General features: G+C 60.2%; 19 protein-coding genes. 7 read left to right on the top strand and 12 right to left on the bottom strand.

Annotation, left to right across the window (positions count from 1 at the left end; all coding sequences use genetic code 11):
* Nucleotide 1: 1 nt before the first annotated feature.
* Genes FIV35_RS20270 through FIV35_RS20255 form a run of 4 tightly spaced genes read left to right on the top strand, consistent with a single transcriptional unit; the run spans nucleotide 2 to nucleotide 3,489 of the window.
* Nucleotides 2-1,150, top strand: a complete 1,149-nt coding sequence (locus tag FIV35_RS20270; RefSeq protein ID WP_034136366.1) for an ABC transporter permease — start codon at nucleotides 2-4, stop codon at nucleotides 1,148-1,150.
* A complete protein-coding gene (locus tag FIV35_RS20265; RefSeq protein WP_034136365.1) occupies nucleotides 1,147-1,950 on the top strand; it encodes an ABC transporter ATP-binding protein in 804 nt (267 codons plus the stop codon). Before FIV35_RS20270 ends, FIV35_RS20265 begins: the two co-directional genes overlap by 4 nt.
* A gap of 1 nt (nucleotide 1,951) precedes the next feature.
* Complete coding sequence (locus tag FIV35_RS20260) at nucleotides 1,952-2,890, top strand: MlaD family protein (protein WP_034136364.1); 939 nt, start codon at nucleotides 1,952-1,954, stop codon at nucleotides 2,888-2,890.
* Complete coding sequence (locus tag FIV35_RS20255; RefSeq protein ID WP_034136363.1) at nucleotides 2,887-3,489, top strand: ABC-type transport auxiliary lipoprotein family protein; 603 nt, start codon at nucleotides 2,887-2,889, stop codon at nucleotides 3,487-3,489. Before FIV35_RS20260 ends, FIV35_RS20255 begins: the two co-directional genes overlap by 4 nt.
* Nucleotides 3,490-3,588: 99 nt before the next feature.
* Here the strand turns inward: FIV35_RS20255 and FIV35_RS20250 are convergent, their stop codons facing one another.
* From FIV35_RS20250 to FIV35_RS20230, 5 genes are all read right to left on the bottom strand, one after another.
* Nucleotides 3,589-4,818, bottom strand: coding sequence for a nucleoside recognition domain-containing protein (locus FIV35_RS20250; protein ID WP_034101730.1), 1,230 nt, complete (start codon nucleotides 4,816-4,818; stop codon nucleotides 3,589-3,591).
* A gap of 100 nt (nucleotides 4,819-4,918) precedes the next feature.
* Nucleotides 4,919-6,250: a glutamate/aspartate:proton symporter GltP gene (gene gltP, locus FIV35_RS20245; protein ID WP_034101729.1), complete on the bottom strand. Its 1,332-nt coding sequence runs from the start codon at nucleotides 6,248-6,250 to the stop codon at nucleotides 4,919-4,921.
* Nucleotides 6,251-6,963: 713 nt separating this feature from the next.
* Complete coding sequence (locus tag FIV35_RS20240; RefSeq protein WP_034111150.1) at nucleotides 6,964-7,431, bottom strand: inhibitor of vertebrate lysozyme family protein; 468 nt, start codon at nucleotides 7,429-7,431, stop codon at nucleotides 6,964-6,966.
* A 2-nt stretch (nucleotides 7,432-7,433) separates the two neighbouring features.
* Nucleotides 7,434-7,598 carry a DUF1328 domain-containing protein gene (locus tag FIV35_RS20235; RefSeq protein ID WP_003170804.1) on the bottom strand — a complete coding sequence of 55 codons (165 nt, stop codon included), beginning with the start codon at nucleotides 7,596-7,598 and terminating at the stop codon, nucleotides 7,434-7,436.
* Between the two features lie 81 nt (nucleotides 7,599-7,679).
* Nucleotides 7,680-7,979: a hypothetical protein gene (locus FIV35_RS20230; protein WP_034136380.1), complete on the bottom strand. Its 300-nt coding sequence runs from the start codon at nucleotides 7,977-7,979 to the stop codon at nucleotides 7,680-7,682.
* Nucleotides 7,980-8,370: 391 nt separating this feature from the next.
* On the opposite strand from FIV35_RS20230, the gene algB reads away from it, so the two are divergent.
* Nucleotides 8,371-9,717, top strand: a complete 1,347-nt coding sequence (algB, locus tag FIV35_RS20225; protein WP_034101725.1) for a sigma-54-dependent response regulator transcription factor AlgB — start codon at nucleotides 8,371-8,373, stop codon at nucleotides 9,715-9,717.
* Between the two features lie 10 nt (nucleotides 9,718-9,727).
* On the top strand, nucleotides 9,728-11,515 hold the full coding sequence (locus FIV35_RS20220) for an ATP-binding protein (RefSeq protein WP_034136362.1): 1,788 nt from the start codon (nucleotides 9,728-9,730) through the stop codon (nucleotides 11,513-11,515).
* Nucleotides 11,516-11,518: 3 nt separating this feature from the next.
* On the opposite strand, the gene FIV35_RS20215 is transcribed toward FIV35_RS20220, so the two are convergent.
* From FIV35_RS20215 to FIV35_RS20185, 6 genes are all read right to left on the bottom strand, one after another.
* Nucleotides 11,519-12,295: an N-acetylmuramoyl-L-alanine amidase gene (locus FIV35_RS20215; protein WP_034136361.1), complete on the bottom strand. Its 777-nt coding sequence runs from the start codon at nucleotides 12,293-12,295 to the stop codon at nucleotides 11,519-11,521.
* An 89-nt stretch (nucleotides 12,296-12,384) separates the two neighbouring features.
* On the bottom strand, nucleotides 12,385-14,451 hold the full coding sequence (locus FIV35_RS20210; RefSeq protein ID WP_034136360.1) for a diguanylate cyclase: 2,067 nt from the start codon (nucleotides 14,449-14,451) through the stop codon (nucleotides 12,385-12,387).
* The gene (locus FIV35_RS20205; protein WP_034136359.1) at nucleotides 14,448-15,326 is read right to left on the bottom strand and encodes an endonuclease/exonuclease/phosphatase family protein; all 879 of its coding nucleotides are present in this window, start codon (nucleotides 15,324-15,326) and stop codon (nucleotides 14,448-14,450) included. Before FIV35_RS20205 ends, FIV35_RS20210 begins: the two co-directional genes overlap by 4 nt.
* Before the next feature lie 10 nt (nucleotides 15,327-15,336).
* Entirely contained in the window at nucleotides 15,337-15,972 is a 636-nt protein-coding gene (gene dsbA, locus FIV35_RS20200) for a thiol:disulfide interchange protein DsbA (protein WP_034136358.1), read from the bottom strand.
* Nucleotides 15,973-16,141: 169 nt separating this feature from the next.
* Nucleotides 16,142-16,753, bottom strand: a complete 612-nt coding sequence (locus FIV35_RS20190) for a c-type cytochrome (protein WP_034136357.1) — start codon at nucleotides 16,751-16,753, stop codon at nucleotides 16,142-16,144.
* 33 nt (nucleotides 16,754-16,786) lie between these two features.
* Nucleotides 16,787-17,089: a c-type cytochrome gene (locus FIV35_RS20185; protein ID WP_034136356.1), complete on the bottom strand. Its 303-nt coding sequence runs from the start codon at nucleotides 17,087-17,089 to the stop codon at nucleotides 16,787-16,789.
* A 192-nt stretch (nucleotides 17,090-17,281) separates the two neighbouring features.
* Here FIV35_RS20185 and yihA point away from each other — a divergent pair, with 192 nt between their 5' ends.
* Complete coding sequence (gene yihA / locus FIV35_RS20180; protein WP_003187369.1) at nucleotides 17,282-17,923, top strand: ribosome biogenesis GTP-binding protein YihA/YsxC; 642 nt, start codon at nucleotides 17,282-17,284, stop codon at nucleotides 17,921-17,923.
* Nucleotides 17,924-18,192: 269 nt separating this feature from the next.
* On the opposite strand, the gene polA is transcribed toward yihA, so the two are convergent.
* Nucleotides 18,193-20,985, bottom strand: a complete 2,793-nt coding sequence (polA, locus tag FIV35_RS20175; RefSeq protein ID WP_034136355.1) for a DNA polymerase I — start codon at nucleotides 20,983-20,985, stop codon at nucleotides 18,193-18,195.
* Nucleotides 20,986-21,017: the final 32 nt, after the last annotated feature.

Here is a 21,017-nt window from a genome sequence, read left to right as displayed (position 1 = left end):
TATGACCACCCGCACTACGGCCGGCGCCGCCCATCTCGATACGTCCACCGCCCCTCCGTTACTCAGGATTACGGGGGACTGGACGCTTGCCCACTACGCCAGCCTGAAAAAGCTGTCGGACAAGCTCGACGGCCAATACGACGCCGGCGCGCGCATCGACCTCAATGGCCTCGGCGCCCTGGACACTGCTGGCGCGTCACTGCTGGTGGAACTGCTCGGGCCGACCCGCATCGAGCAATCCGCCGAGCAGACCGATTGCAGCCTGTCCACCGCCGACCGCGCACTGCTTAAAACCGTGTATCGCTCCCTCAACGACTTCTGCGTGCCGGACAAGGCCCCCGAAGAAGCTACCGGTATTCAGGTGCTGGCGCGTATCGGTGCAGCGGTGGACAAGGTGTGGCAGGACAGCAAGAAACTGCTGGGCTTTATCGGCCTGATCCTCGAAACCTTCGCCCGCAGCCTGTTCCAGCCCAAGCGCTGGCGCATTACGCCCATGGTTGCCCACCTCGAGCAGGTCGGCCTGGATGCCGCACCCATCGTGGCCTTGTTGACCTTCCTGGTCGGCGCCGTAGTGGCCTTTCTCGGTGCCACCGTGCTCAAAAGCTTTGGCGCGACGATTTTTACCGTGGACCTGGTGGCGTTCTCTTTCCTACGAGAATTCGGCGTACTACTGACGGCGATCCTGATCGCTGGCCGCACGGCCAGTGCGTTTACCGCACAAATCGGCTCGATGAAGGCCAACGAAGAAATCGACGCTATCCGCACCCTGGGACTGGACCCGATGGAGTTACTGGTGCTGCCCCGCGTGCTGGCGCTGCTGGTGGCGCTGCCGATGCTGACGTTTCTGGCGATGCTCTCGGGGATTGTCGGCGGTGGCGTGGTATGCGCCGTGGCCTTGGATATTTCACCGGCGATGTTCCTCTCGCTGTTGCAATCAGACATTGGGGTTCAACATTTCCTGGTGGGCATGGTGAAAGCCCCGATATTCGCTTTCCTGATCGCGGCGATTGGCTGCCTGGAGGGCTTCAAGGTCAGCGGCAGTGCTGAGTCGGTCGGTGCCCACACCACCTCCAGCGTGGTGCAATCGATTTTCGTGGTGATCTTGCTGGATGCGGTCGCGGCTCTGTTCTTCATGGAGATGAGCTGGTGAGCCGTCTACACCGGGCACCCGCCGAGGCGGTGATTGAAGTGCGCGGCCTGTGCAATCGCTTTGGCAGTCAGCGCGTGCACGAGAACCTCGATCTGGACTTGTATAAAGGTGAAATCCTCGCGGTGGTGGGCGGTTCCGGCAGCGGTAAGTCGGTGCTGCTGCGCAGTATCGTCGGCCTGCGCCGGCCAAACGAGGGTGAAGTGCGGGTGTTCGGCAAGAACCTGCCGAGCCTGCCGGAACAAGAGCGTTCCCTGGTGGAACGGCGCTTCGGCGTGCTGTTCCAGAAGGGCGCGCTGTTTTCCTCGCTGACGGTGACCGAGAACGTCGCGCTGCCACTGATCGAACATGCGGGCCTGAGCCGCGCCGATGCCGAGCATTTGGCCGCGGTGAAACTGGCGCTGGCCGGGTTGCCGCTGTCGGCGGCCGACAAGTACCCGGCCTCGTTGTCCGGCGGCATGATCAAACGCGCGGCTCTGGCCCGAGCCTTGGCGCTGGATCCAGACATCCTGTTCCTTGATGAACCCACCGCGGGCCTCGACCCGATCGGCGCGGCGCAATTCGATCAACTGATCCTGACCCTGCGCGACGCGCTGGGCTTGAGCGTGTTCCTGGTAACCCACGACCTGGACACGCTGTACACCATCACCGACCGCGTGGCAGTACTGGCGCAGAAAAAAGTGCTGGTGGCCGATGCTATCGATGTCGTCTCGGAAACGGACGACCCGTGGATTCACGAATATTTCCACGGCCCCCGTGGCCGCGCGGCATTGGATGCCGCTCAATCGCTCAACGAGGTATGACATGGAAACCCGAGCCCATCATGTGATGATCGGACTGTTCAGCGTGATCGTGGTGGTCGGCGCCATGCTGTTTGGCTTGTGGCTGGCCAAGTCCAGCGTCGACAGCGCGTTCCAGGATTACGAAGTGGTCTTCAATGAAGCGGTCAGCGGTCTGTCCCAAGGCAGTGCGGTGCAATACAGCGGGATCAAGGTGGGCGATGTGATCAGCCTGCGCCTGGACCCAAAAGACCCGCGTCGCGTCCTCGCTCGTATTCGCCTGGCCGGGCAGACGCCGATCAAGGAAGACACCCAGGCCAAACTCGCGCTGACCGGCATCACCGGTACCTCGATCATCCAGCTCAGTGGCGGCACGCCGCAAAGCCCCGAACTCAAAGGCAAAAATGGCAACCTGCCGGAAATCATCGCCTCACCTTCGCCCATCGCGCGCTTGCTTAACAACAGCAATGATCTGATGACCAGCATCAATGTGCTGCTGCACAACGCCAACAGCATGTTCTCCGCGGAAAACGTCGAGCACTTGAGCAATACCCTTGCACATCTGGAACAAACGACCGGCGCCATCGCTGACCAGCGTGGCGATATCAAGGTTGTGATGCAGCAACTGATGCAAGTGAGCAAACAGGCAAGCGCCGCGCTGGAGCAGACCACCGTGCTGATGCGCAATGCCAATGGCCTGTTGAACGAGCAGGGCAAGCAAGCCTTCGGCAGCGCCGAACAGGCCATGAAGTCCCTTGAGCAAAGCACCGCCACCATCAATACCTTGCTGACCAACAACAAGGATTCGGTCAACAGCGGCATGCAAGGGCTCAACGAACTGGCGCCGGCCGTGCGCGAACTGCGCGAAACCCTCGGCTCGCTGCGCGCCATCTCCCGCCGCCTGGAGGCCAACCCCAGCGGTTACCTGCTGGGCAGCGACAAGAACAAGGAGTTCACGCCATGAAGCGTGCTTATCAACTGATCGTCCCTGTGGCCTTGGCGCTGATCAGCGCGTGCTCGATCCTGCCCAAAGCCGACCCGTCCGACGTGTACCGCCTGGCTTCGGCCCAAGCCACCAGCCAAGGCACGCCGGTGAGTTGGTCGCTGCGCGTGACCAAGCCGCAAACCAGCGAATTTCTCGACAGCCCGCGCATTGCCGTGGTGCCCAAAGGGGACTTGATCAGCAGCTACGCGAACTCGCGCTGGAGCGATCCGGCGCCGGTGCTGTTGCGTAATCGCCTGCTCGACGGCTTCCAGCGCGATGGCCGGGTCACGCTGCTCAGCAGCGATGACACCAACCTGCAGGCCGACTATGAACTGGGCGGGCAGTTGCAGGCGTTTCAGAGCCAATACCGGGGCAATGCGGTGGAGGTGGTGATTCGCCTGGACGCACGCCTGGTACGTGGGAGCGATCAACGGATTCTGGCCAGTCGGCGCTTTGAAGTGCGCCAGCCGGTGAGCGATACCCAGGTGCCAGGGGTGGTGGCTGCGTTTGGCCAGGCAGGGGATCAGCTGAACAAGCAGGTGGTGGATTGGGTGGTGTCTCAGGGCAACAGGGCGTGAAGCGCTAAGGGCCTCATCGGGGGCATGCCCCCTCCCACATTTGAATGTATTCACAGTCAATAGGTGGGAGGGGGCTTGCCCCCGATAGCTATCTAACTCTCAGCCAAAGAACCAGTAGCACACCGAGATAGCCGCCACGACACCGGCAAACTCCGCCAGCAACGCACAACCCACCGCATGCCGCGCGCGCTGGATACCGACCGAACCAAAGTACACCGCCAACACATAGAAGGTGGTTTCGGTACTGCCCTGAATCGTCGCGGCCACCAGCGCCGGGAAGCTGTCCACGCCTTGGGTCTGCATGGTCTCGATCAGCATTGCCCGCGCGGCACTGCCGGAGAACGGCTTGACCATCGCAGTCGGCAAGGCATCGACAAAGCGCGTGTCCATGCCCGTCCACGCCACCACATGGCGAATCCCTTCCAGGCCGAAATCCAGCGCGCCGGAGGCACGTAACACGCCCACCGCACACAGCATCGCCACCAGGTACGGCAGCAGGTTCTTGGCGACATCGAAGCCTTCTTTGGCGCCTTCGACAAATGCTTCGTACACCTTCACCTTGCGCAACGCGCCGATCAGCAGGAACAGCATGATCAGGCCGAACAGGGTCAGGTTGCCGAGAATCGACGACAACCCGGCCAGTGCCGTGGCGGACAGGGTCGCCAGCAACGCCATGAAGCCGCCCAGCATCAGCGCGCCTGGAATCAAATAAGCCAACACCACCGGGTCCCACAGCCGCAGACGCTGCATGACGGCAACCGAGAGCAGGCCCACCAGGGTCGACGCACTGGTCGCCAGCAGAATCGGCAGGAACACCAGCGTCGGGTCGGCGGCGCCTTGTTGGGCGCGGTACATGAAGATGGTCACTGGCAACAGCGTAAGCGACGAGGCATTGAGCACCAGAAAGAGAATCTGCGCATTGCTTGCAGTGGTCGGCAGCGGGTTGAGTTCTTGTAACGCCTTCATGGCTTTGAGGCCGATGGGGGTGGCGGCGTTGTCCAGTCCCAGGCCGTTGGCGGCGAAGTTGAGGGTGATCAGACCGATAGCGGGGTGACCCGCCGGCACTTCCGGCATCAGGCGACGAAACAGTGGGCCGAGGGCCTTGGCCAGCCAATCGACGATGCCGGCCTTTTCGGCGATGCGCAGAAAGCCCAGCCATAACGTCAGGGTGCCGAACAGCAGCACCATCACTTCAACCGACAGTTTGGCCATGGCGAAAATGCTTTCCACCATCGCCGCGAAGATCCCGGCGTTACCGCCGACAAGCCATTGCGCCAGTGCTGACACCATTGCCACGACAAAGAAGCCAAGCCACAGGCCATTGAGCATCAGTTGAATCCCCTCGAATGATGGGGCGAATGATAGCGGGGCCGGCAGAAACGACAAACCCCGGATTTACCCGGGGTTTGCGTTGTTCAGCTCATGGGGTTCAACCGCGGCTGACCTCGCCGACCGGCAATGCTTCCTTGCTGCGCCAGTGCGGCAGGGAATTCCAGTAGCGCTCGCCCTTGGCGTCGTCGTACATGCCTTCCCAACGGGCGATAACCAGCACGGCCAACGCGTTACCAATCACGTTCAGAGCGGTACGCGCCATGTCCATCACACGATCGACACCGGCGATGAACGCCAGACCCTCAAGCGGAATGCCAACGCTGCCCAGGGTGGCCAGCAGCACCACGAAGGACACGCCCGGTACACCGGCGATGCCTTTGGAGGTGACCATCAGGGTCAGTACCAGCATCAGTTGCTGACCGATCGACAGGTCAATGCCGTACAACTGGGCGATAAAGATCGCGGCGATGCTCTGGTACAGGGTCGAACCGTCGAGGTTGAACGAGTAGCCGGTCGGCACCACGAAGCTGCAGATCGCCTTCGGCGCGCCGTAGGCTTCCATCTTCTCGATCACGCGCGGCAGCACGGTTTCGGAACTGGCGGTGGAGTAAGCCAGCACCAGTTCATCCTTGAAGATGCGCATCAGCTTGATCACCGAGAAACCGAACAGGCGCGCGATCAGGCCGAGAATCACAAAAGCGAAGAACAGGATGGCGACGTAAACCAGAATCACCAACTTGGCCAGCGGCAGCAGGGAGGCGAAGCCGAAGTTGGCCACAGTCACCGCGATCAGCGCGAATACACCGATGGGGGCGTATTTCATGATCATGTGGGTCACTTTGAACATGCTCTCGGATACACCCTGAAACATGGTCACCAGCGGCTCGCGCAGCTCAGGCTTGAGGCTCGACAGGCCCAGACCGAACAGCACGGAGAAGAAGATGATCGGCAGCATTTCGCCACGGGCGACGGCGGCGAAGATGTTGGACGGGATCAGGTTGAGGATGGTCTGGATAAACGCATGCTCGTGCTGCACCTCGGCGGCGGTCGCCTGGTATTTGGAGATGTCCACGGTGCCCAGGGTACTCATGTCGATCCCGGCGCCGGGGTGGAACAGGTTGGCCAGCAACAGACCGACCACGATGGCAATGGTGGTGACCACTTCGAAGTAGAGGATGGTTTTGACGCCGATGCGACCGAGCTTTTTCGCGTCACCGACACCGGCAATACCGACGATCAGCGAGGAAATCACAATCGGGATCACGATCATCTTGATCAGGCGAATAAAGATATCGCCCGCCGGCTGCAGCACATTGCTGATCCACCAGGCCTTTTCAGCACTGAAATGGTTGAGCACTGCACCGATTGCGATCCCCAGTACCAAACCGATGAGGATCTGCCAGGCGAGGCTTAGCTTTGCCTTCTTCATGTCATTACCCTTACTTCAAGTGAACTTAAGGCAAATGCGCCAGCTGCAACGCTCGAAAGCGAAAAAGTGTGTGCATCCGCCTCCATGAAAGGTCGCCGCCGCATGGCCGAAATGACTTACTGGCAGGCGAAAAAAGGCGCAACTATTCCCATGCAAGGGGGCGACGTCTAATGCCGTAAACGCCTACCCCATGCCGAATCGGCATGGCTTTTTTAGATAATAACTGTCCGAACGGTCAGTTCAAATGCGACATTTTGCCCGGCGAATATGCCGTGAAACGGCCAATTCCGGCTCACGCAGGGTTTTCGGCGCTGGTCGAACGATTGGCACAAATGCTTGAGGATTCAGCGCAGAGGTGTCTGAAATGTCTTATAGACCCCAGCAGACTTTCTCGATAGATGGTCGCCGCGACACACTCAGTAATGGTTGAGGGCAGGCGAAAATAAATTGGTGGGCTATGGGCGGCATAAGAGGCATAAGCCCGCCGCAAGTTCAACAAGTCGACGACTTGTGAACCTGCGTCGCAGCTTTTCGCCTGACCCGGCCCTTGCGCAGGTACTCCCTGTACCCGTAGGTCACGCCGATCCCAATCGATCAGAGCAACCCGGCCCCCTGGTCATGCATACCCCTTGGCGAGGCATGCATAAGAAAGAAGCGAAGGGCTTCTTTCTATGGACGCTGGTCCCGTTATCAGCAAGTGCTTTAAACGAAACCTAGTACCAATTCGGGTCTTTCTTGAGCTGTTCCATCAGCAGCTTTTGCATACCTTCATCCGGCTTACCGATAAAACGGTAATCGGCGTGCCGCGTAGGGGACTTGTCCGCCGGGAGGCCGGCTGGCACTTCCACCAACATGGCGTAGGCATCTTCCTTGTCAAAGCTGAAAGCGACGATCAGGCGCTTGTTCAGGCATGTGTCCGCGGTCTCGCAGAGCGGGCCCACCAAGTACTTGTCACCATCCTCTTCGACGGCATTCATTTGCTCGGCCGTACCGGTCAGGTTCATCACCCATTCCGGCAGGCGCTCTTCTTTCTTCACCACGCCTTGCCAGGTCTCACGGTATTGCGGGTCCGCGCTGAGCAATTCATTGGCCCGCGACTGGCCGTCATTGGCGGCCATCGCCAGACCGCTACCGCCCAGCAACAGGGCGGCAGCAATGGCTTTGAGAGACAAAGTGGTCATATTCAGCCTCGGCCGCGACGACCAAAGAAGAACGAAGCAATGAACATCACCAGGAAGACGACAAACAGGATTTTGGCGATACCGGTTGCAGTGCCTGCGATACCACCGAAGCCCAGTACTGCAGCAACAATGGCGATGATCAGAAATGTGATTGCCCAACTCAACATGGTGATTCTCCTTACGCTTCTATTAGAGGGTACAGCGGTCATGCCGTACGGACGCCCAGTGCGGACGACCGCTTTTCTTGCCTAGAACACCCAACGTTCCTGGGCTGGCAACTGATCAAGAGTTGAATCCTGGTCAGCCACTCGCAATTGCTTGACGCTCACCTCACCGACAGCGCTGGCGACGGAGCGGCTCTGCATCGAACTGAAATGGGTCTGGGTCATGGCCGGACGCTCAAATACTTGGGCTTGCTGCTGACTCTCCTGCCAATGTTGAATCTGCTGGCCTGCAATCAACGTGACCATCAAGGCCAGGCTGGCAAACAAACCTTGCTGCACATGCAGTGGCGCTACACGCAATTGGCTGATGGTTTGGCGAGTCATGCTGCTGTACTCCCGCATTCTGATTATTCGTTCATGACGCTCTTGGGAGAGGTATTGCAGAGCGCATGCCAGGTTTTTAACAAAATAAAACCCAATAAAATCAGCGTGTTATAGATACTCGCTCGCTGACAGGGCCAGCATCCTGCACGATGGGCCTCTAGGGGCCGTGCGAAATGCACGATGGCCAGCGGTCGGATCAAGGGATACATCGCGACATGAACGCTGCCGAAGTGAGCGAATGACATGAAAAGGCCACTCGCTGTGGCCTTTGTGAGAAGAAGCGCAGATACCTGCACGACGATTCGTTTTGTCGGTCAGAATAAACCATGCAACTTGCCCGATTATTCCGGGACTAAACACCATCACTTATCAGTTAGGGAGCGCGGGACAGATGGAATCAGCCAAGGAACTTCAAGGCCGCATTCTTTTAGTAGATGACGAGTCCGCGATCCTCCGCACCTTCCGTTATTGCCTGGAAGATGAAGGCTATACCGTCGCCACCGCCAACAGCGCCGCCCAAGCCGACGCGCTGATGCAACGCCAGGTGTTCGACCTGTGCTTCCTGGACCTGCGTCTAGGCGAAGACAATGGCCTGGACGTGCTGGCCCAGATGCGTATTCAGGCGCCGTGGATGCGTGTAGTGATCGTCACCGCGCATTCGGCCGTGGACACCGCCGTGGACGCGATCCAGGCCGGCGCCGCCGACTATCTGGTTAAACCGTGCAGCCCGGACCAACTGCGCCTGGCCACCGCCAAGCAGCTGGAAGTCCGCCAACTCTCGGCACGTCTGGAAGCCCTGGAAGGCGCGGTGCGCCAGCCCAAGGACGGCCTCGACTCCCACAGCCCGTCGATGATGGTGGTGCTGGAAACCGCGCGCCAAGTGGCCGGTACAGATGCCAACATCCTGATCCTGGGCGAGTCCGGCACCGGTAAAGGTGAACTGGCGCGGGCCATTCACGGCTGGAGCAAGCGGTCGAAAAAATCCTGCGTGACCATCAACTGCCCGTCGCTGACCGCCGAACTGATGGAAAGCGAGCTGTTCGGCCACAGCCGCGGCGCCTTTACCGGCGCCAGCGAAAGCACCTTGGGCCGGGTCAACCAGGCTGACGGCGGCACACTGTTCCTCGACGAGATCGGCGACTTTCCCCTCACTTTGCAGCCCAAATTACTGCGCTTTATTCAGGACAAGGAATACGAACGCGTGGGCGACCCGGTTACCCGGCGTGCCGATGTACGTATCCTCGCCGCCACCAACCTGAACCTGGAAGACATGGTGCGCGACGGCCGCTTCCGGGAAGACTTGCTGTACCGCCTGAATGTCATCACCCTGCACCTGCCACCGCTGCGCGAGCGCAGCGAGGACATCCTGACCCTGGCCGACCGCTTCCTGGCACGCTTCGTCAAGGAGTACGCCCGCCCGGCGCGCGGGTTCAGCGACCAAGCGCGCGAAGCCCTGCTCAACTACCGTTGGCCGGGTAATATCCGCGAACTGCGTAACGTGGTAGAGCGCGCGAGCATTATCTGCCCGCAGGAAAAGGTTGAAATCAGCCACCTGGGGATGGCCGAGCAACCGACCAACAACGCCCCGCGCATCGGTGCGGCGCTAAGCCTGGACGAACTGGAAAAAGCCCACATCGGTGCTGTACTGGCCACCAGCGACACGCTTGATCAGGCGGCGCGCACCCTCGGCATTGACGCGTCGACGCTGTACCGCAAACGAAAACAGTACAACCTGTGAGCTGTACCTTATGAAGTTAGCGATGAAGCTGCGGACTCGGCTGTTCTTGAGTATCTCAGCGCTGATCACCGTCGCCCTGCTTGGATTGATCCTGGGCCTGGTCAGCGTCATGCAGATGGCCAAGACCCAAGAGTCGCTGATCCGCAGCAATTTTGTCACCCTGGAGCTTGGCCTGAAATTGCGCCAAAGCCTGGGCGACCAGTTGATCCTAATGCTCGACGAGCGTCCCAATCCGAACGCCCTGGACGCGTCCAAACAACAGTATTTCGCACTGCTGGACGAGGGCATCGCCCACGAGCGGCAGGACGGCACAGGCAGTGGGTTCAGTCAGGCCCGCATCGACTACCTGAATTTCCTCAAGGCATTCGACGAGTCCCAACCTGCATCGCTGGTCAGCGGCAATAACGACAAACTCACCCAGACATTCAACGTGCTGCGCAATGGCTTGATCGCCGAGCACAAACGCGCGTTGGAAGCCATCAACACCAGTGAACGCAAATCCCGCGACCGCGCGCTGTTGATCGCCGGTCTCATGGGTTTGGTGGGCCTGGCGGTGCTGATCATCGGCTTCGTGACCGCCCACGGTATCGCCAGGCGCTTTGGCGGGCCGATCGAAGCGCTGGCCAAGGCCGCGGACAAGATCGGCCAGGGCGATTTCGAGGTCACGCTGCCGATCTCGTCAGCCGCGGAAATGAACCTACTGACTCGGCGCTTCGGCATCATGGCCGAGGCGCTGCGTCAGCATCAGGCCACCAATGTGGACGAACTGCTGGCCGGCCAGCAGCGGCTACAGGCGGTGCTCGACAGCATCGACGACGGCTTGCTGATGATTGATCGCCAAGGGCGTCTGGAGCACCTGAACCCGGTTGCCCAACGCCAATTGGGCTGGGATGAAGAACGCCTCGGCCAGGGCCTGGGCGAAGCGCTGGGGCGCCCGGAGCTGGATGAACAACTGCACTTGGTGCTGCGTGGCGGCAATCTGGAGCGCGCGCCGGAAGACCTTGAGGTGGAAGTCGACGGCGAACTGCGCCTGCTGACCTACAGCCTGACCCCAGTCAGCCACACCCAAGGGCATATTCTCGGCGCGGTGATGGTGATGCACGACGTGACCGAGCAACGCGCCTTCGAACGCGTGCGCAGTGAATTCGTGCTGCGTGCCTCCCATGAACTGCGCACGCCGGTAACCGGCATGCACATGGCGTTCGGGCTGTTCCGCGAACGCGCGAAATTCCCCACAGAGTCCCGGGAAGCGGACCTGCTGGACACCGTTAACGAGGAAATGCAGCGCCTGATGCAGCTGATCAATGACTTGCTCAACTTCTCGCGCTACCAGAATGGCCTGCAGAAACTGACCCTCGGCCCCTGTGAGATTCCCGACCTGCTGGAGCATGCCCGCGGGCGCTTTATAGAGCAGGCCAATGCGCAGCAAATCGAGCTGCTGATCGAAGCCCAGCCCGACCTGCCACGCTTATATGCCGACCAGGCGCAACTGGAACGGGTACTCGACAACCTGCTGGCCAACGCACTGCGCCATACCGCCGATGGCGGGCAAATTCGCCTGCAAGCGCGTCGCCATGGCGAGCGGGTGATTATCAGCGTCGAAGACAACGGCGAAGGGATTGCCTATGGGCAGCAAGGGCGCATCTTCGAACCCTTTGTGCAAGTGGGCCGCAAGAAAGGCGGCGCCGGTCTGGGGCTGGCGTTGTGCAAAGAGATCGTGCAGTTGCACGGCGGCCGCATGGGGGTGTATTCGCGGCCGGGGCAGGGCACCCAGTTTTACATGGCGCTGCCGCTCTGACGGTCAGCGCCGGTTGAGGGCGCGCAGAATGGCTGCACTTTCGGCATCCGGCGTGCCATCGAACCGCGACGGCCTGAAGTGCATCTGGAACGCTGCGAGCACATGACGCGTGGCGACATCCAGCTCACCGGTTTGAGGCGTCTGGTAGCCCAATCGGGCCAACTCCTCCTGAAACCAAGTGATGCTCGGTAGCTCTGCGGTGTATTGCACCTGAAAGCGCGCGACAGCCTGTGCATCCGGCCAAACCCCCAACCCTTCATCGGCCAAACGCTTCCAGGGGAACAAGGGCCCCGGGTCCAACTTGCGTAACGGCGCGATATCGCTGTGGCCGATGATGTTCTTCGGGTCGATGCCGTTGCGCTTGCTGATGTCTTTAAGCAACACGACCAACGACTTCACCTGCGCCTCGGAATACGGGTACCACAGGCGGCCTGTCGGGGTGTCTTTGAAACCCGGGTTCACAATCTCAATACCGATGGAGCTTGAATTGAGCCAGGTGCGGCCCATCCATTCACTCTCACCTGCGTGCCAGGCGCGCTGGCTTTCATCCACCAATTTGTAAATGGTGGCCGAGGCGTCATCGCCAATCAGGTAATGGCTACTGACCTGGCCGTGGGTCAACAAGGCCAGGGAGCGTTCCAGGTTGGCCGAGGTGTAATGAACGATCACAAATTGCACGCGATTGTCGTAGTTGACCGAGGGATGACTGGTGTTGATGCGGGGGCCGCTGGCGCAGCCGGCAAGCAGGAGAAACGCAAGGGCGATACAAATGGATTTCATGGCGGATGACAGTACGCTGAAGACGATAATGCAACAGTGTAACGTACCGACTGAAACAGAGCGGCCTAATTACAAACAGGCAACATCTTTTACGCCGCCTGCACTTGATTACGCCCCGCCGCCTTGGCTCGATACAACGCTTCATCGGCGCGCTTGAGCGCCAGTTCGCTGCGCTCACCCGAGCGCAATTGCGCCACGCCCATCGACACCGTGATCGTCACCGGTTCGCCTTTGAAGTGAAACGGACACGCTTGAATTGCCTCGCGTAGCCCTTCACCCACCGCCAAGGCCTCGGCGAGGGTCGAATCGGGCATCAGCAAGACAAACTCTTCACCGCCAAAACGCGCGATGAAATCGGTGGGCCGCAGGCGCTTGCTCAGCACATTGGCGATGATCTTCAGCACCTTATCGCCGGCCAGGTGGCCGTAACCATCGTTGATGCGTTTGAAGTGGTCCAGGTCCAGCATGGCCAGCGAGAGGTTGTTGCCGCGCTGGTGCCAGGCATTGATTTCGTGGTCCAGGCGTTCGCTCCAGGCCGCACGATTGGGCAGGCCGGTCAATGGGTCGATCAGGGCCTTCTGGCGCTGCACTTCAAGGTGTTCACGATAGCCCTGGGCTTCCTGCTCCATGTTGGCGACGCGTTCGGCCAGGCCTTTGAGGCGCTCGGCAACCTCCTGTTCGCGCAGATCGCGTTGCTGCCGATGCTCGTCCATGGTGCCGAGCAAGCCCTCAAGATGGCTCTCCAGCACCTGTTTGAGGCTGTCCAGATCGGCGGCGTCCTGTACGCTGGTTTGCAGCCCATCGACCTGCTCGCGGATCTGCGTATCCAGTTCACGCGCGGCAGAGCTACTGTCGGCATGCCCGTCACTGGCCACCTTCAAATGACCCTGGAAGGCTTCGAGGCGCTCATTGAGTTGCTTGAGGTATGCCTCGAATTCCAGATGGCCGCTGTCGGTGATCGCCAACATCAGTACCGCCAGATCATCCAGGATCGGTAGCAGTTCATACCAGTTCAAACCGTGGGCCAGACGCTCGCGCATCGCTTCAGCCTGAGGGCGATGACGCTCGGGCAGGTCCAGCTCTTCGAGCAAACCGATAAGCGTGTCTTCGATGTGCTTGGCCACGGAGCTGTAGGACGGCTCGGGCGAGTCCGGCAAAGCGTATTGGCCGTCCGATTGCATCTCGTCGGGGTCAAGCGCCTCCACGTCCAACACCGGCGGCAGCGACAGACTGCCGATTACCGTCTGCTCCGGTGCCTCTATGACGTCGGGCTGCGGTGCGTCGATAAAGGCGGCGAGGGCACTCTCGTTGGCCGGCTCTTGCGCCTGCGGTTCGAGTTCAGGCGCCTTGGGTTCCGTGCGGGCCAGCTCAGCTTTGACCGGCACAGCCGCTGCGTCGGCTTGAGGCGGAGCTTCGTAGACGAAGGTCTCGACGGCGACCTGGGCTGGCTGGATCGGTGTGGCGGGTTGAGGCGCCGCGGCTTCGGGCTGTGGCGCGAACGCGCGCAAAGCCTGGGTCAGCTCTTCGGATTGCTCGGGCTGCGGGGTTTCCGATGCGGGTTTAGTCGCAACCGGTACAACTGAGGGGGTGGGAACCGGCTCGCTGGCAGGTGCTTCAACGGTGGCGTCCTTGGTACCGAACAACCGCTGCAGAAGCCCCGGCCCAGGACGTGGAGTTTCGCCATCCGGGTCCAGGTTAGTCAGCGCCTGCCCTTGCAGGTCGCTCAGCTCGCTGAGCAATAGCGGAATTTCCCGGGCCTGGCCGACACGGCCATCCAACTGTTTAGCGAAGGTCTTCAATGGTCGCGCCACCTCGCGGGGCAGCGGCAGTTTCTGCAACTGCGTGACCAGGGAGGTCAGCGCGGTGCTCATCTGTTCAACCCGGGTTTCGCGGCGCTGCTCCGAATCCAACACGGCTTTTTCCAGACGCGGCAGCAGCGCGGCGAGGGCGGCGTCCATGTCGTCGGTGCGGACAACGTCGCGCATCTCCTTCATGCACTGGTCGACCGCGCGGTCGGTGCCTTCAGCCGCCAAGGTGCTGCGCACGAGGCCACGGCGCAGCAGGTCGAGGCGCGCAGCCCAGCGGCGTTCGAGTTTGTCTTGTTGCTCGATGCTTAACAGGTATTTTTCTTTCCAGCGCTGGGCGTCGTCGCTCATGCAAGGGGTCCGCGAGGGCCGGGGCTCAACGCGGGCAATGCATCAGCCGTGAGCGAACCCGGCAGACGAATCTCTACCGCGACCGGCAGGTGATCGGAAATGGGCTGCGCAAGCACCTGCACACTTTCCAGCGTGAGGGTGGGACTGAGCAGGATATGGTCGAGACAGCGCTGCGGACGCCAGCTGGGAAACGTCGCTTCGACTTGCGGCGCCAGCAACCCGAGGTCGCGCAACGGCGAGTTTTGCAGCAGGTCATTGGCATGAGTGTTCATATCACCCATCAGCACCTGATGCTTGTAGTTGCCGATCATTTCGCGCACGTAGGCCAACTGCAGGTTGCGCGTACGCCCCCCGAGCGCCAGGTGCATCATAACCACCACCAACGCTTCCGGCCCTTCGCCGAAACGCACGAGGATCGCGCCACGGCCCTTGGGGCCTGGCAGCGGGTGGTCTTCGATAGCGGTGGGTTTCAAGCGACTCAGCACGCCATTGCTGTGCTGCGCCAGGCGCCCGAGGTTGCGATTGAGCTGCTGGTACCAGTAGGGGAACGCTCCGAGCCTGGCCAGGTGTTCCACCTGATTGATGTAACCAGAGCGGATGCTACCCCCATCGGCCTCCTGCAGCGCGACCAGGTCGAAATCGCTCAACAGGTCGCCGATCTTCTGCAGATTCACGGCCCGCCCGTTGTGGGGCAGCAAATGCTGCCAGCCACGGGTGAGGTAATGCCGATACTTTTCGGTACTGATGCCAACCTGAATATTGAAACTGAGCAGGCGCAGACGGCTGTCCGCGAGCTGGCCAGTGGATTCCAGGTGATCTTCGTTGACCCGCGGATCATGCAGGCCAACGACACGTTCGGTACCCCAGCGGCGCATGAAAGGCCCCTTACTTGGCTGCGCGCTCTTTGGCGATCAGTTGGTCAGCAACGTTGAGGGTCTGTTCAGGCCCACCAGTGGAACCCAGGTCGAAACGGTATTTGCCGTTGACGATCATGGTCGGAACACCTTGCACGCCGTACTTCTGCGCCAGCTCCTTGGCCTGTTTGATCTGGCCCTGGATAGCGAAGGAGTTGAAGGTGGCCAAGAACTTATCCTTATCGACACCTTGGGTGGCAACAAAGTCAGCCATGTCTTCAGGCTTGGTCAGACGCTTGCCTTCTTTCTGAATCGCGTTGAACACTGCGTTGTGGACCTTGTGCTCGACACCCATGGCTTCGAGGGTCAGGAACAGTTGGCCGTGGGCATCCCAAGGACCGCCGAACATGGCCGGGATGCGTTTGAAATTCACGTCTTTAGGCAGTTTCTCAACCCACGGGTTGATGGTCGGTTCAAAAGCGTAGCAATGCGGGCAGCCGTACCAGAACAGCTCAACCACTTCGATCTTGCCCGGCACCGAGACGGGCACTGGGTTGGCCAATTCGACGTAAGTCTTACCGGCTTCAAGCGGCACATCGGCAGCTTGAGCGGTCATGCCGAAAAGGCTGGCAGTGACGAGAGCGGCGCTGAGGATCAGATTACGCATGCTTTACTCCTGGACAAATAAAGTCGCCTCACGCGACCTTAGTTGTGACCGGTCGACGCAGGCATGAGTTCGTTAGTGTAACGGCAGCGGCCACAAAAAAGGGCGGCCAGGGCCACCCTTTTTATGCTTGCATCGCGGGATTAATCGAGCGTTAACGTCGCCGCGCCGATCAGTGCAGGCCCTGGATATAGCTGGACACTGCCGCGATGTCTTCGTCGCTCAGCTTGCGGGCGATGGTGCGCATGGTCATCGCATCGCCATCGTTGGCACGACCGGCTTCTTCCTTGCGGAAATCGGTCAGTTGCTTAGCGATGTATTGAGCGTGCTGGCCGCCCAGATGTGGGAAACCGGCGGCGGCATTACCCGCGCCAGTGGGCGAGTGGCAACCGGTGCAAGCCGGCAGGCCTTTATTCAGGTCACCGCCACGGAACAGCTTCTCGCCACGCGCTACCAGTTTCGGATCGGCAGCTCCCACACTGCCTTTCTGGCTGGCGAAATACGCCGCGATGTCCGCCAGATCCTGATCGTTGAGGTTGGTCAGCAAGCCGGTCATTTCCAGCACCGTGCGCTTGCCTGACTTGATGTCCTGCATCTGCTTGGTCAGGTAACGCTCACCCTGGCCGGCCAGTTTGGGAAAATTCGGCGCCGGGCTGTTGCCATCCGGTCCGTGGCAAGCACCACACACGGCGGCTTTCGCCTGGCCCGCAGTAGCGTCGCCTGCAGCATGGGCAACACCGGTGATGCCCAGGGTCAACAGCAGACTCACGATCAGTTTGTTCATCAGCTAATCCAACTACGGCTAAGGGTTTAAGAGTTATCTACCGGGTTTACTCACCATCCATTCAATGACGGCCTGGTAATCCTCAGTACTGCAGTCCATGCACAAACCACGCGGCGGCATTGCCTTGAAACCCTGGGTCACGTGCTGTACCAGCGTATCCATACCTTGCGCCAATCTCGGCGCCCAGGCTGCCTGGTCACCCCGCTTCGGGGCGTTCGGCAACTGGCCAGCATGGCAAGCCACGCAAACTCGGTTGTACAGCGCTTCTGGTTCCTGTGTAGCCTGAGCGCCGTAAAGCGGAATCAGGACACCGACAGCGAGCAACCATCTGGTCATACATCGACCTTTTCAGGGTTTGAGAGCGTTTTGCGTTCTAATGCGCAATGAAGGTCTATCGCTCCCGTGAACTTCATCCTTCGCTGGGACAAAGCACACACAAAATCTGCGGCATTATATACTGGCGCCACTGAAACGGAAACGACACCGCTTGCCGCACCCTTTTTCGGCACCGCCCACATCGGAAATCTCATGCAACTCAAGAATCCCATCCTCGGCCTGTGCCAACAGTCCACGTTTATGCTCAGCGCCGCCAAAGTTGACCAATGCCCCGATGACGAAGGCTTTGAAGTCGCCTTCGCCGGCCGCTCCAACGCCGGTAAATCCAGCGCCCTGAACACGCTCACCCACGCCAGCCTGGCGCGCACCTCGAAAACTCCGGGCCGCACGCAACTGCTCAATTTCTTCAAGCTAGACGATGATCGGCGTCTGGTCGACCTGCCAGGCTACGGTTATGCGAAAGTACCGATCCCGTTGAAGCTGCACTGGCAGCGTCACTTGGAGGCTTATCTGGGTGGTCGGGAGAGTTTGAAGGGTTTGATCCTGATGATGGATATCCGTCATCCAATGACCGACTTCGACCTGTTGATGCTCGATTGGGCGGTCGCCAGCGGCATGCCGATGCACATCCTGTTGACCAAAGCCGACAAGCTGACCTACGGCGCGGCCAAAAATACCTTGCTCAAAGTGCAGTCGGAAATCCGCAAGGGTTGGGGCGATACGATCACCATCCAATTGTTCTCCGCGCCTAAGCGCATGGGCTTGGAAGAGGCTTACACCGTTCTCGCGGGCTGGATGGAGTTGGCGGACAAGGGCGCGGAAATCGCCGAGTAACTTTTCTGCGGGCAAAAAAAACCCCGGACTTCTTATGGGGAGGGGAAGTTCGGGGTTCAAGTTCCGGACCGCTAGGGCGGGGTCCAGATATCTGCCAACACTTAACACAACATAGGAGCATTGAAGGGCTTCACCACCCATTCAGTAACTCTGAGTGGCAGTTCACAGGTTAAGTTCCGAACGGCCCGAAAACTATTGGAAATAACTGTCAGGTCTTTCCGACATAAAGCGCAATGCCACCACCCTTAGCGATGGCAAAGCGCCCGTTATCAGTGTGCCTCGTCCCAGTTATCACCCACGCCCACTTCCACCAGCAATGGCACATCCAGCTGGGCTGCGGCGCTCATATGCTCGCGGATCTTCTCGCCCACTTGCGCAACCAGGTCTTCACGCACTTCCAGCACGAGTTCGTCGTGCACTTGCAGGATCACCTTGGCGTCCAGGCCCGAGTCGGTAAGCCAGTTATCCACCCGCACCATGGCTTTCTTGATGATGTCCGCCGCCGTGCCTTGCATCGGCGCGTTGATCGCGGTGCGTTCCGCCGCGGCGCGCTCTTGGGGTTTATTGGAGTTGATATCCGGCAGGTACAGCCGGCGCCCGAAGAAGGTTTCGACATAACCTTGATCGGCCGCCTGGGCCCGAGTGCGCTCCATATACTCGCGCACTCCCGGGTAGCGTGCGAAGTAGACATCGATATAAGCCTTGGCCGTCTTGGTATCGACCCCAATGTCCTTACCCAACTTTTGCGCGCCCATGCCATAGATCAGACCAAAGTTGATCGCCTTGGCGCTGCGACGCTGGTCGGACGTGACCGCCCCCAGCTCGACCTTGAACACTTCGGCCGCCGTGGCCGTGTGCACATCAAGGTTATGACGGAAGGCATTCATCAGCCCTTCGTCTTTGGACAAGTGCGCCATGATGCGCAGCTCGATCTGCGAATAGTCCGCCGCCAGCAGCTTGTAGCCCTTTGGCGCAACAAACGCCTGGCGAATCCGCCGCCCCTCGGCGGTACGCACCGGAATGTTCTGCAGGTTCGGATCACTGGACGACAGTCGACCGGTCGCCGCCACTGCCTGGTGATAAGACGTGTGGATACGCCCGGTGCGCGGGTTGATCTGCTCCGGCAGGCGGTCGGTGTACGTGCTTTTGAGCTTGCTCATGCTGCGGTACTGCATCAGCACTTTGGGCAACGGGTAGTCATCTTCGGCCAGCTTGGCCAGCACTTCTTCAGCGGTGGAGGCCTGGCCTTTGCCGGTTTTCTTCAGTACCGGAAGCCCGAGCTTTTCGTAAAGAATCGCCCCCAGTTGTTTGGGCGAGCCCAGGTTGAACGCCTCACCGGCGATCTCGAATGCTTGGCGCTCCAGCTCCACCATCTTGTTGCCCAGTTCGATGCTCTGGACGCCCAGCAGCTGCGCATCCACCAAGGCACCCTGACGCTCGATGCGTGCCAACACCGGCACCAACGGCATTTCGATGTCGGTCAGCACACTGGCCAAGCTCGGGATGGCGGCCAGTCGCGCATGCAACGCCTGATGCAGACGCAGCGTCACATCGGCATCTTCAGCCGCATAAGGCCCGGCCTGCTCCAGTGGAATCTGGTCGAAGGTGAGTTGCTTGGCGCCTTTGCCGGCGATGTCTTGGAAGCTGACTGTGTCGTAGTCCAGGTATTTCTTCGCCAGGCTGTCCATGTCATGCCGGGTCGCGGTGGAATTGAGCACGTAGGATTCGAGCATGGTGTCGAATGCAATGCCGCGCACCGTGATGCCGTGCGCGGGGTCGCCGCCGATGGCGCAGTTGGCCAGGATGTTCATGTCGAACTTGGCGTGCTGGCCGACTTTGAGCTTGTTCGGATCTTCCAGCAGCGGTTTCAGGGCGAGCAATACGCTGTCGCGATCCAGTTGCTGCGGTACGCCGATGTAGGAATGGGCTAGGGGGACGTAGGCCGCTTCGTGGGGCTGCACAGCAAAGGACACGCCGACCAATTGCGCCTGATGAGCGTCGATCCCGGTGGTTTCCGTGTCGAACGCGATCAACGTTGCAGCGTCGAGCTTCTTCAGCCAGACGTCGAACGTGGCCTGATCCAAGATGGTGGTGTAGACCGCTTCAACAGGGGCCACAACCACTGCCTCCGCTACCGCCGCGACGGGGGCCGCTTCGGTCGACGCCTTCAGTTCGACGCGTTTGGTATCACGCTGCACTTCGTCGTACCAGCTCTTGAACTCCAGCAGGGTGTACAGCTCCAGCAGTTTTTCACGGTCCGGTTCGATCAGATGCAGGTCATCCAGGCCCACGTCCAGTGGCACATCGATCTTGATCGTCGCCAATTGGTAGGAGAGAAACGCCATTTCCTTGTGTTCTTCCAACTTGGCCGGCAGGTTCTTGGCCCCACGGATCGGCAGCGTCGGCACGATATCCAACTGCTCATAAAGCTCTTTGAGGCCACCATTGACGCCCACCAGCAGGCCGGACGCAGTCTTGGGGCCGATGCCCGGTACGCCGGGGATGTTGTCGGACGAATCGCCCATCAACGCCAGATAGTCGATGATCTGCTCGGGAGCGACGCCAAATTTCTCCTTTACGCCCTCCACGTCCAAGGCGCTACCGGTCATGGTGTTGACCAAGGTAATGTGCCCGTCGACCAACTGCGCCATGTCTTTATCACCGGTGGAGATCACTACCGGACGGTCAGCGGCCGCACTGCTGCGCGCCAGGGTGCCGATCACGTCGTCGGCCTCGACGCCTTCGACGCACAGCAACGGGAAGCCCAGGGCGATCACGCTCTGGTGCAGCGGCTCGATCTGCAGGCGCATGTCATCAGGCATGCTGGGGCGGTTGGCCTTGTATTCGGCGTACATGTCATCGCGAAAAGTCCCACCCTTAGCGTCGAACACCACCGCGAACGGGCTGTCCGGGTACTGCTTGCGCAGGCTTTTGAGCATGTTCAAGACGCCTTTGACCGCACCGGTCGGCAGGCCTTTGGAGGTGGTCAGCGGTGGCAGCGCGTGGAAGGCGCGGTACAGGTAGGACGAACCGTCCACCAGGACGAGGGGGGCTTGGCTCATGAGCAGGATCAACCTTTTCGGCGGGTCAGGCG

Origin of the sequence: Pseudomonas rhodesiae (genome assembly GCF_007858255.1) — a bacterium.
GTDB lineage: Bacteria > Pseudomonadota > Gammaproteobacteria > Pseudomonadales > Pseudomonadaceae > Aquipseudomonas > Aquipseudomonas rhodesiae.
This window is presented reverse-complemented; position numbering and strand designations above follow the sequence as displayed.

Bases quoted from the DNA above. Each gene is read 5' to 3' on its own strand.
- FIV35_RS20270 (WP_034136366.1), top strand. From the start codon at position 2: ATGACCACCCGCACTACGGCCGGCGCCGCCCATCTCGATACGTCCACC.
- FIV35_RS20260 (WP_034136364.1), top strand. From the start codon at position 1,952: ATGGAAACCCGAGCCCATCATGTGATGATCGGACTGTTCAGCGTGATC.
- FIV35_RS20255 (WP_034136363.1), top strand. From the start codon at position 2,887: ATGAAGCGTGCTTATCAACTGATCGTCCCTGTGGCCTTGGCGCTGATC.
- FIV35_RS20250 (WP_034101730.1), bottom strand. From the start codon at position 4,818: ATGCTCAATGGCCTGTGGCTTGGCTTCTTTGTCGTGGCAATGGTGTCA.
- gltP (WP_034101729.1), bottom strand. From the start codon at position 6,250: ATGAAGAAGGCAAAGCTAAGCCTCGCCTGGCAGATCCTCATCGGTTTG.
- FIV35_RS20240 (WP_034111150.1), bottom strand. From the start codon at position 7,431: ATGACCACTTTGTCTCTCAAAGCCATTGCTGCCGCCCTGTTGCTGGGC.
- FIV35_RS20235 (WP_003170804.1), bottom strand. From the start codon at position 7,598: ATGTTGAGTTGGGCAATCACATTTCTGATCATCGCCATTGTTGCTGCA.
- FIV35_RS20230 (WP_034136380.1), bottom strand. From the start codon at position 7,979: ATGACTCGCCAAACCATCAGCCAATTGCGTGTAGCGCCACTGCATGTG.
- algB (WP_034101725.1), top strand. From the start codon at position 8,371: ATGGAATCAGCCAAGGAACTTCAAGGCCGCATTCTTTTAGTAGATGAC.
- FIV35_RS20220 (WP_034136362.1), top strand. From the start codon at position 9,728: ATGAAGTTAGCGATGAAGCTGCGGACTCGGCTGTTCTTGAGTATCTCA.
- FIV35_RS20215 (WP_034136361.1), bottom strand. From the start codon at position 12,295: ATGAAATCCATTTGTATCGCCCTTGCGTTTCTCCTGCTTGCCGGCTGC.
- FIV35_RS20210 (WP_034136360.1), bottom strand. From the start codon at position 14,451: ATGAGCGACGACGCCCAGCGCTGGAAAGAAAAATACCTGTTAAGCATC.
- FIV35_RS20205 (WP_034136359.1), bottom strand. From the start codon at position 15,326: ATGCGCCGCTGGGGTACCGAACGTGTCGTTGGCCTGCATGATCCGCGG.
- dsbA (WP_034136358.1), bottom strand. From the start codon at position 15,972: ATGCGTAATCTGATCCTCAGCGCCGCTCTCGTCACTGCCAGCCTTTTC.
- FIV35_RS20190 (WP_034136357.1), bottom strand. From the start codon at position 16,753: ATGAACAAACTGATCGTGAGTCTGCTGTTGACCCTGGGCATCACCGGT.
- FIV35_RS20185 (WP_034136356.1), bottom strand. From the start codon at position 17,089: ATGACCAGATGGTTGCTCGCTGTCGGTGTCCTGATTCCGCTTTACGGC.
- yihA (WP_003187369.1), top strand. From the start codon at position 17,282: ATGCAACTCAAGAATCCCATCCTCGGCCTGTGCCAACAGTCCACGTTT.
- polA (WP_034136355.1), bottom strand. From the start codon at position 20,985: ATGAGCCAAGCCCCCCTCGTCCTGGTGGACGGTTCGTCCTACCTGTAC.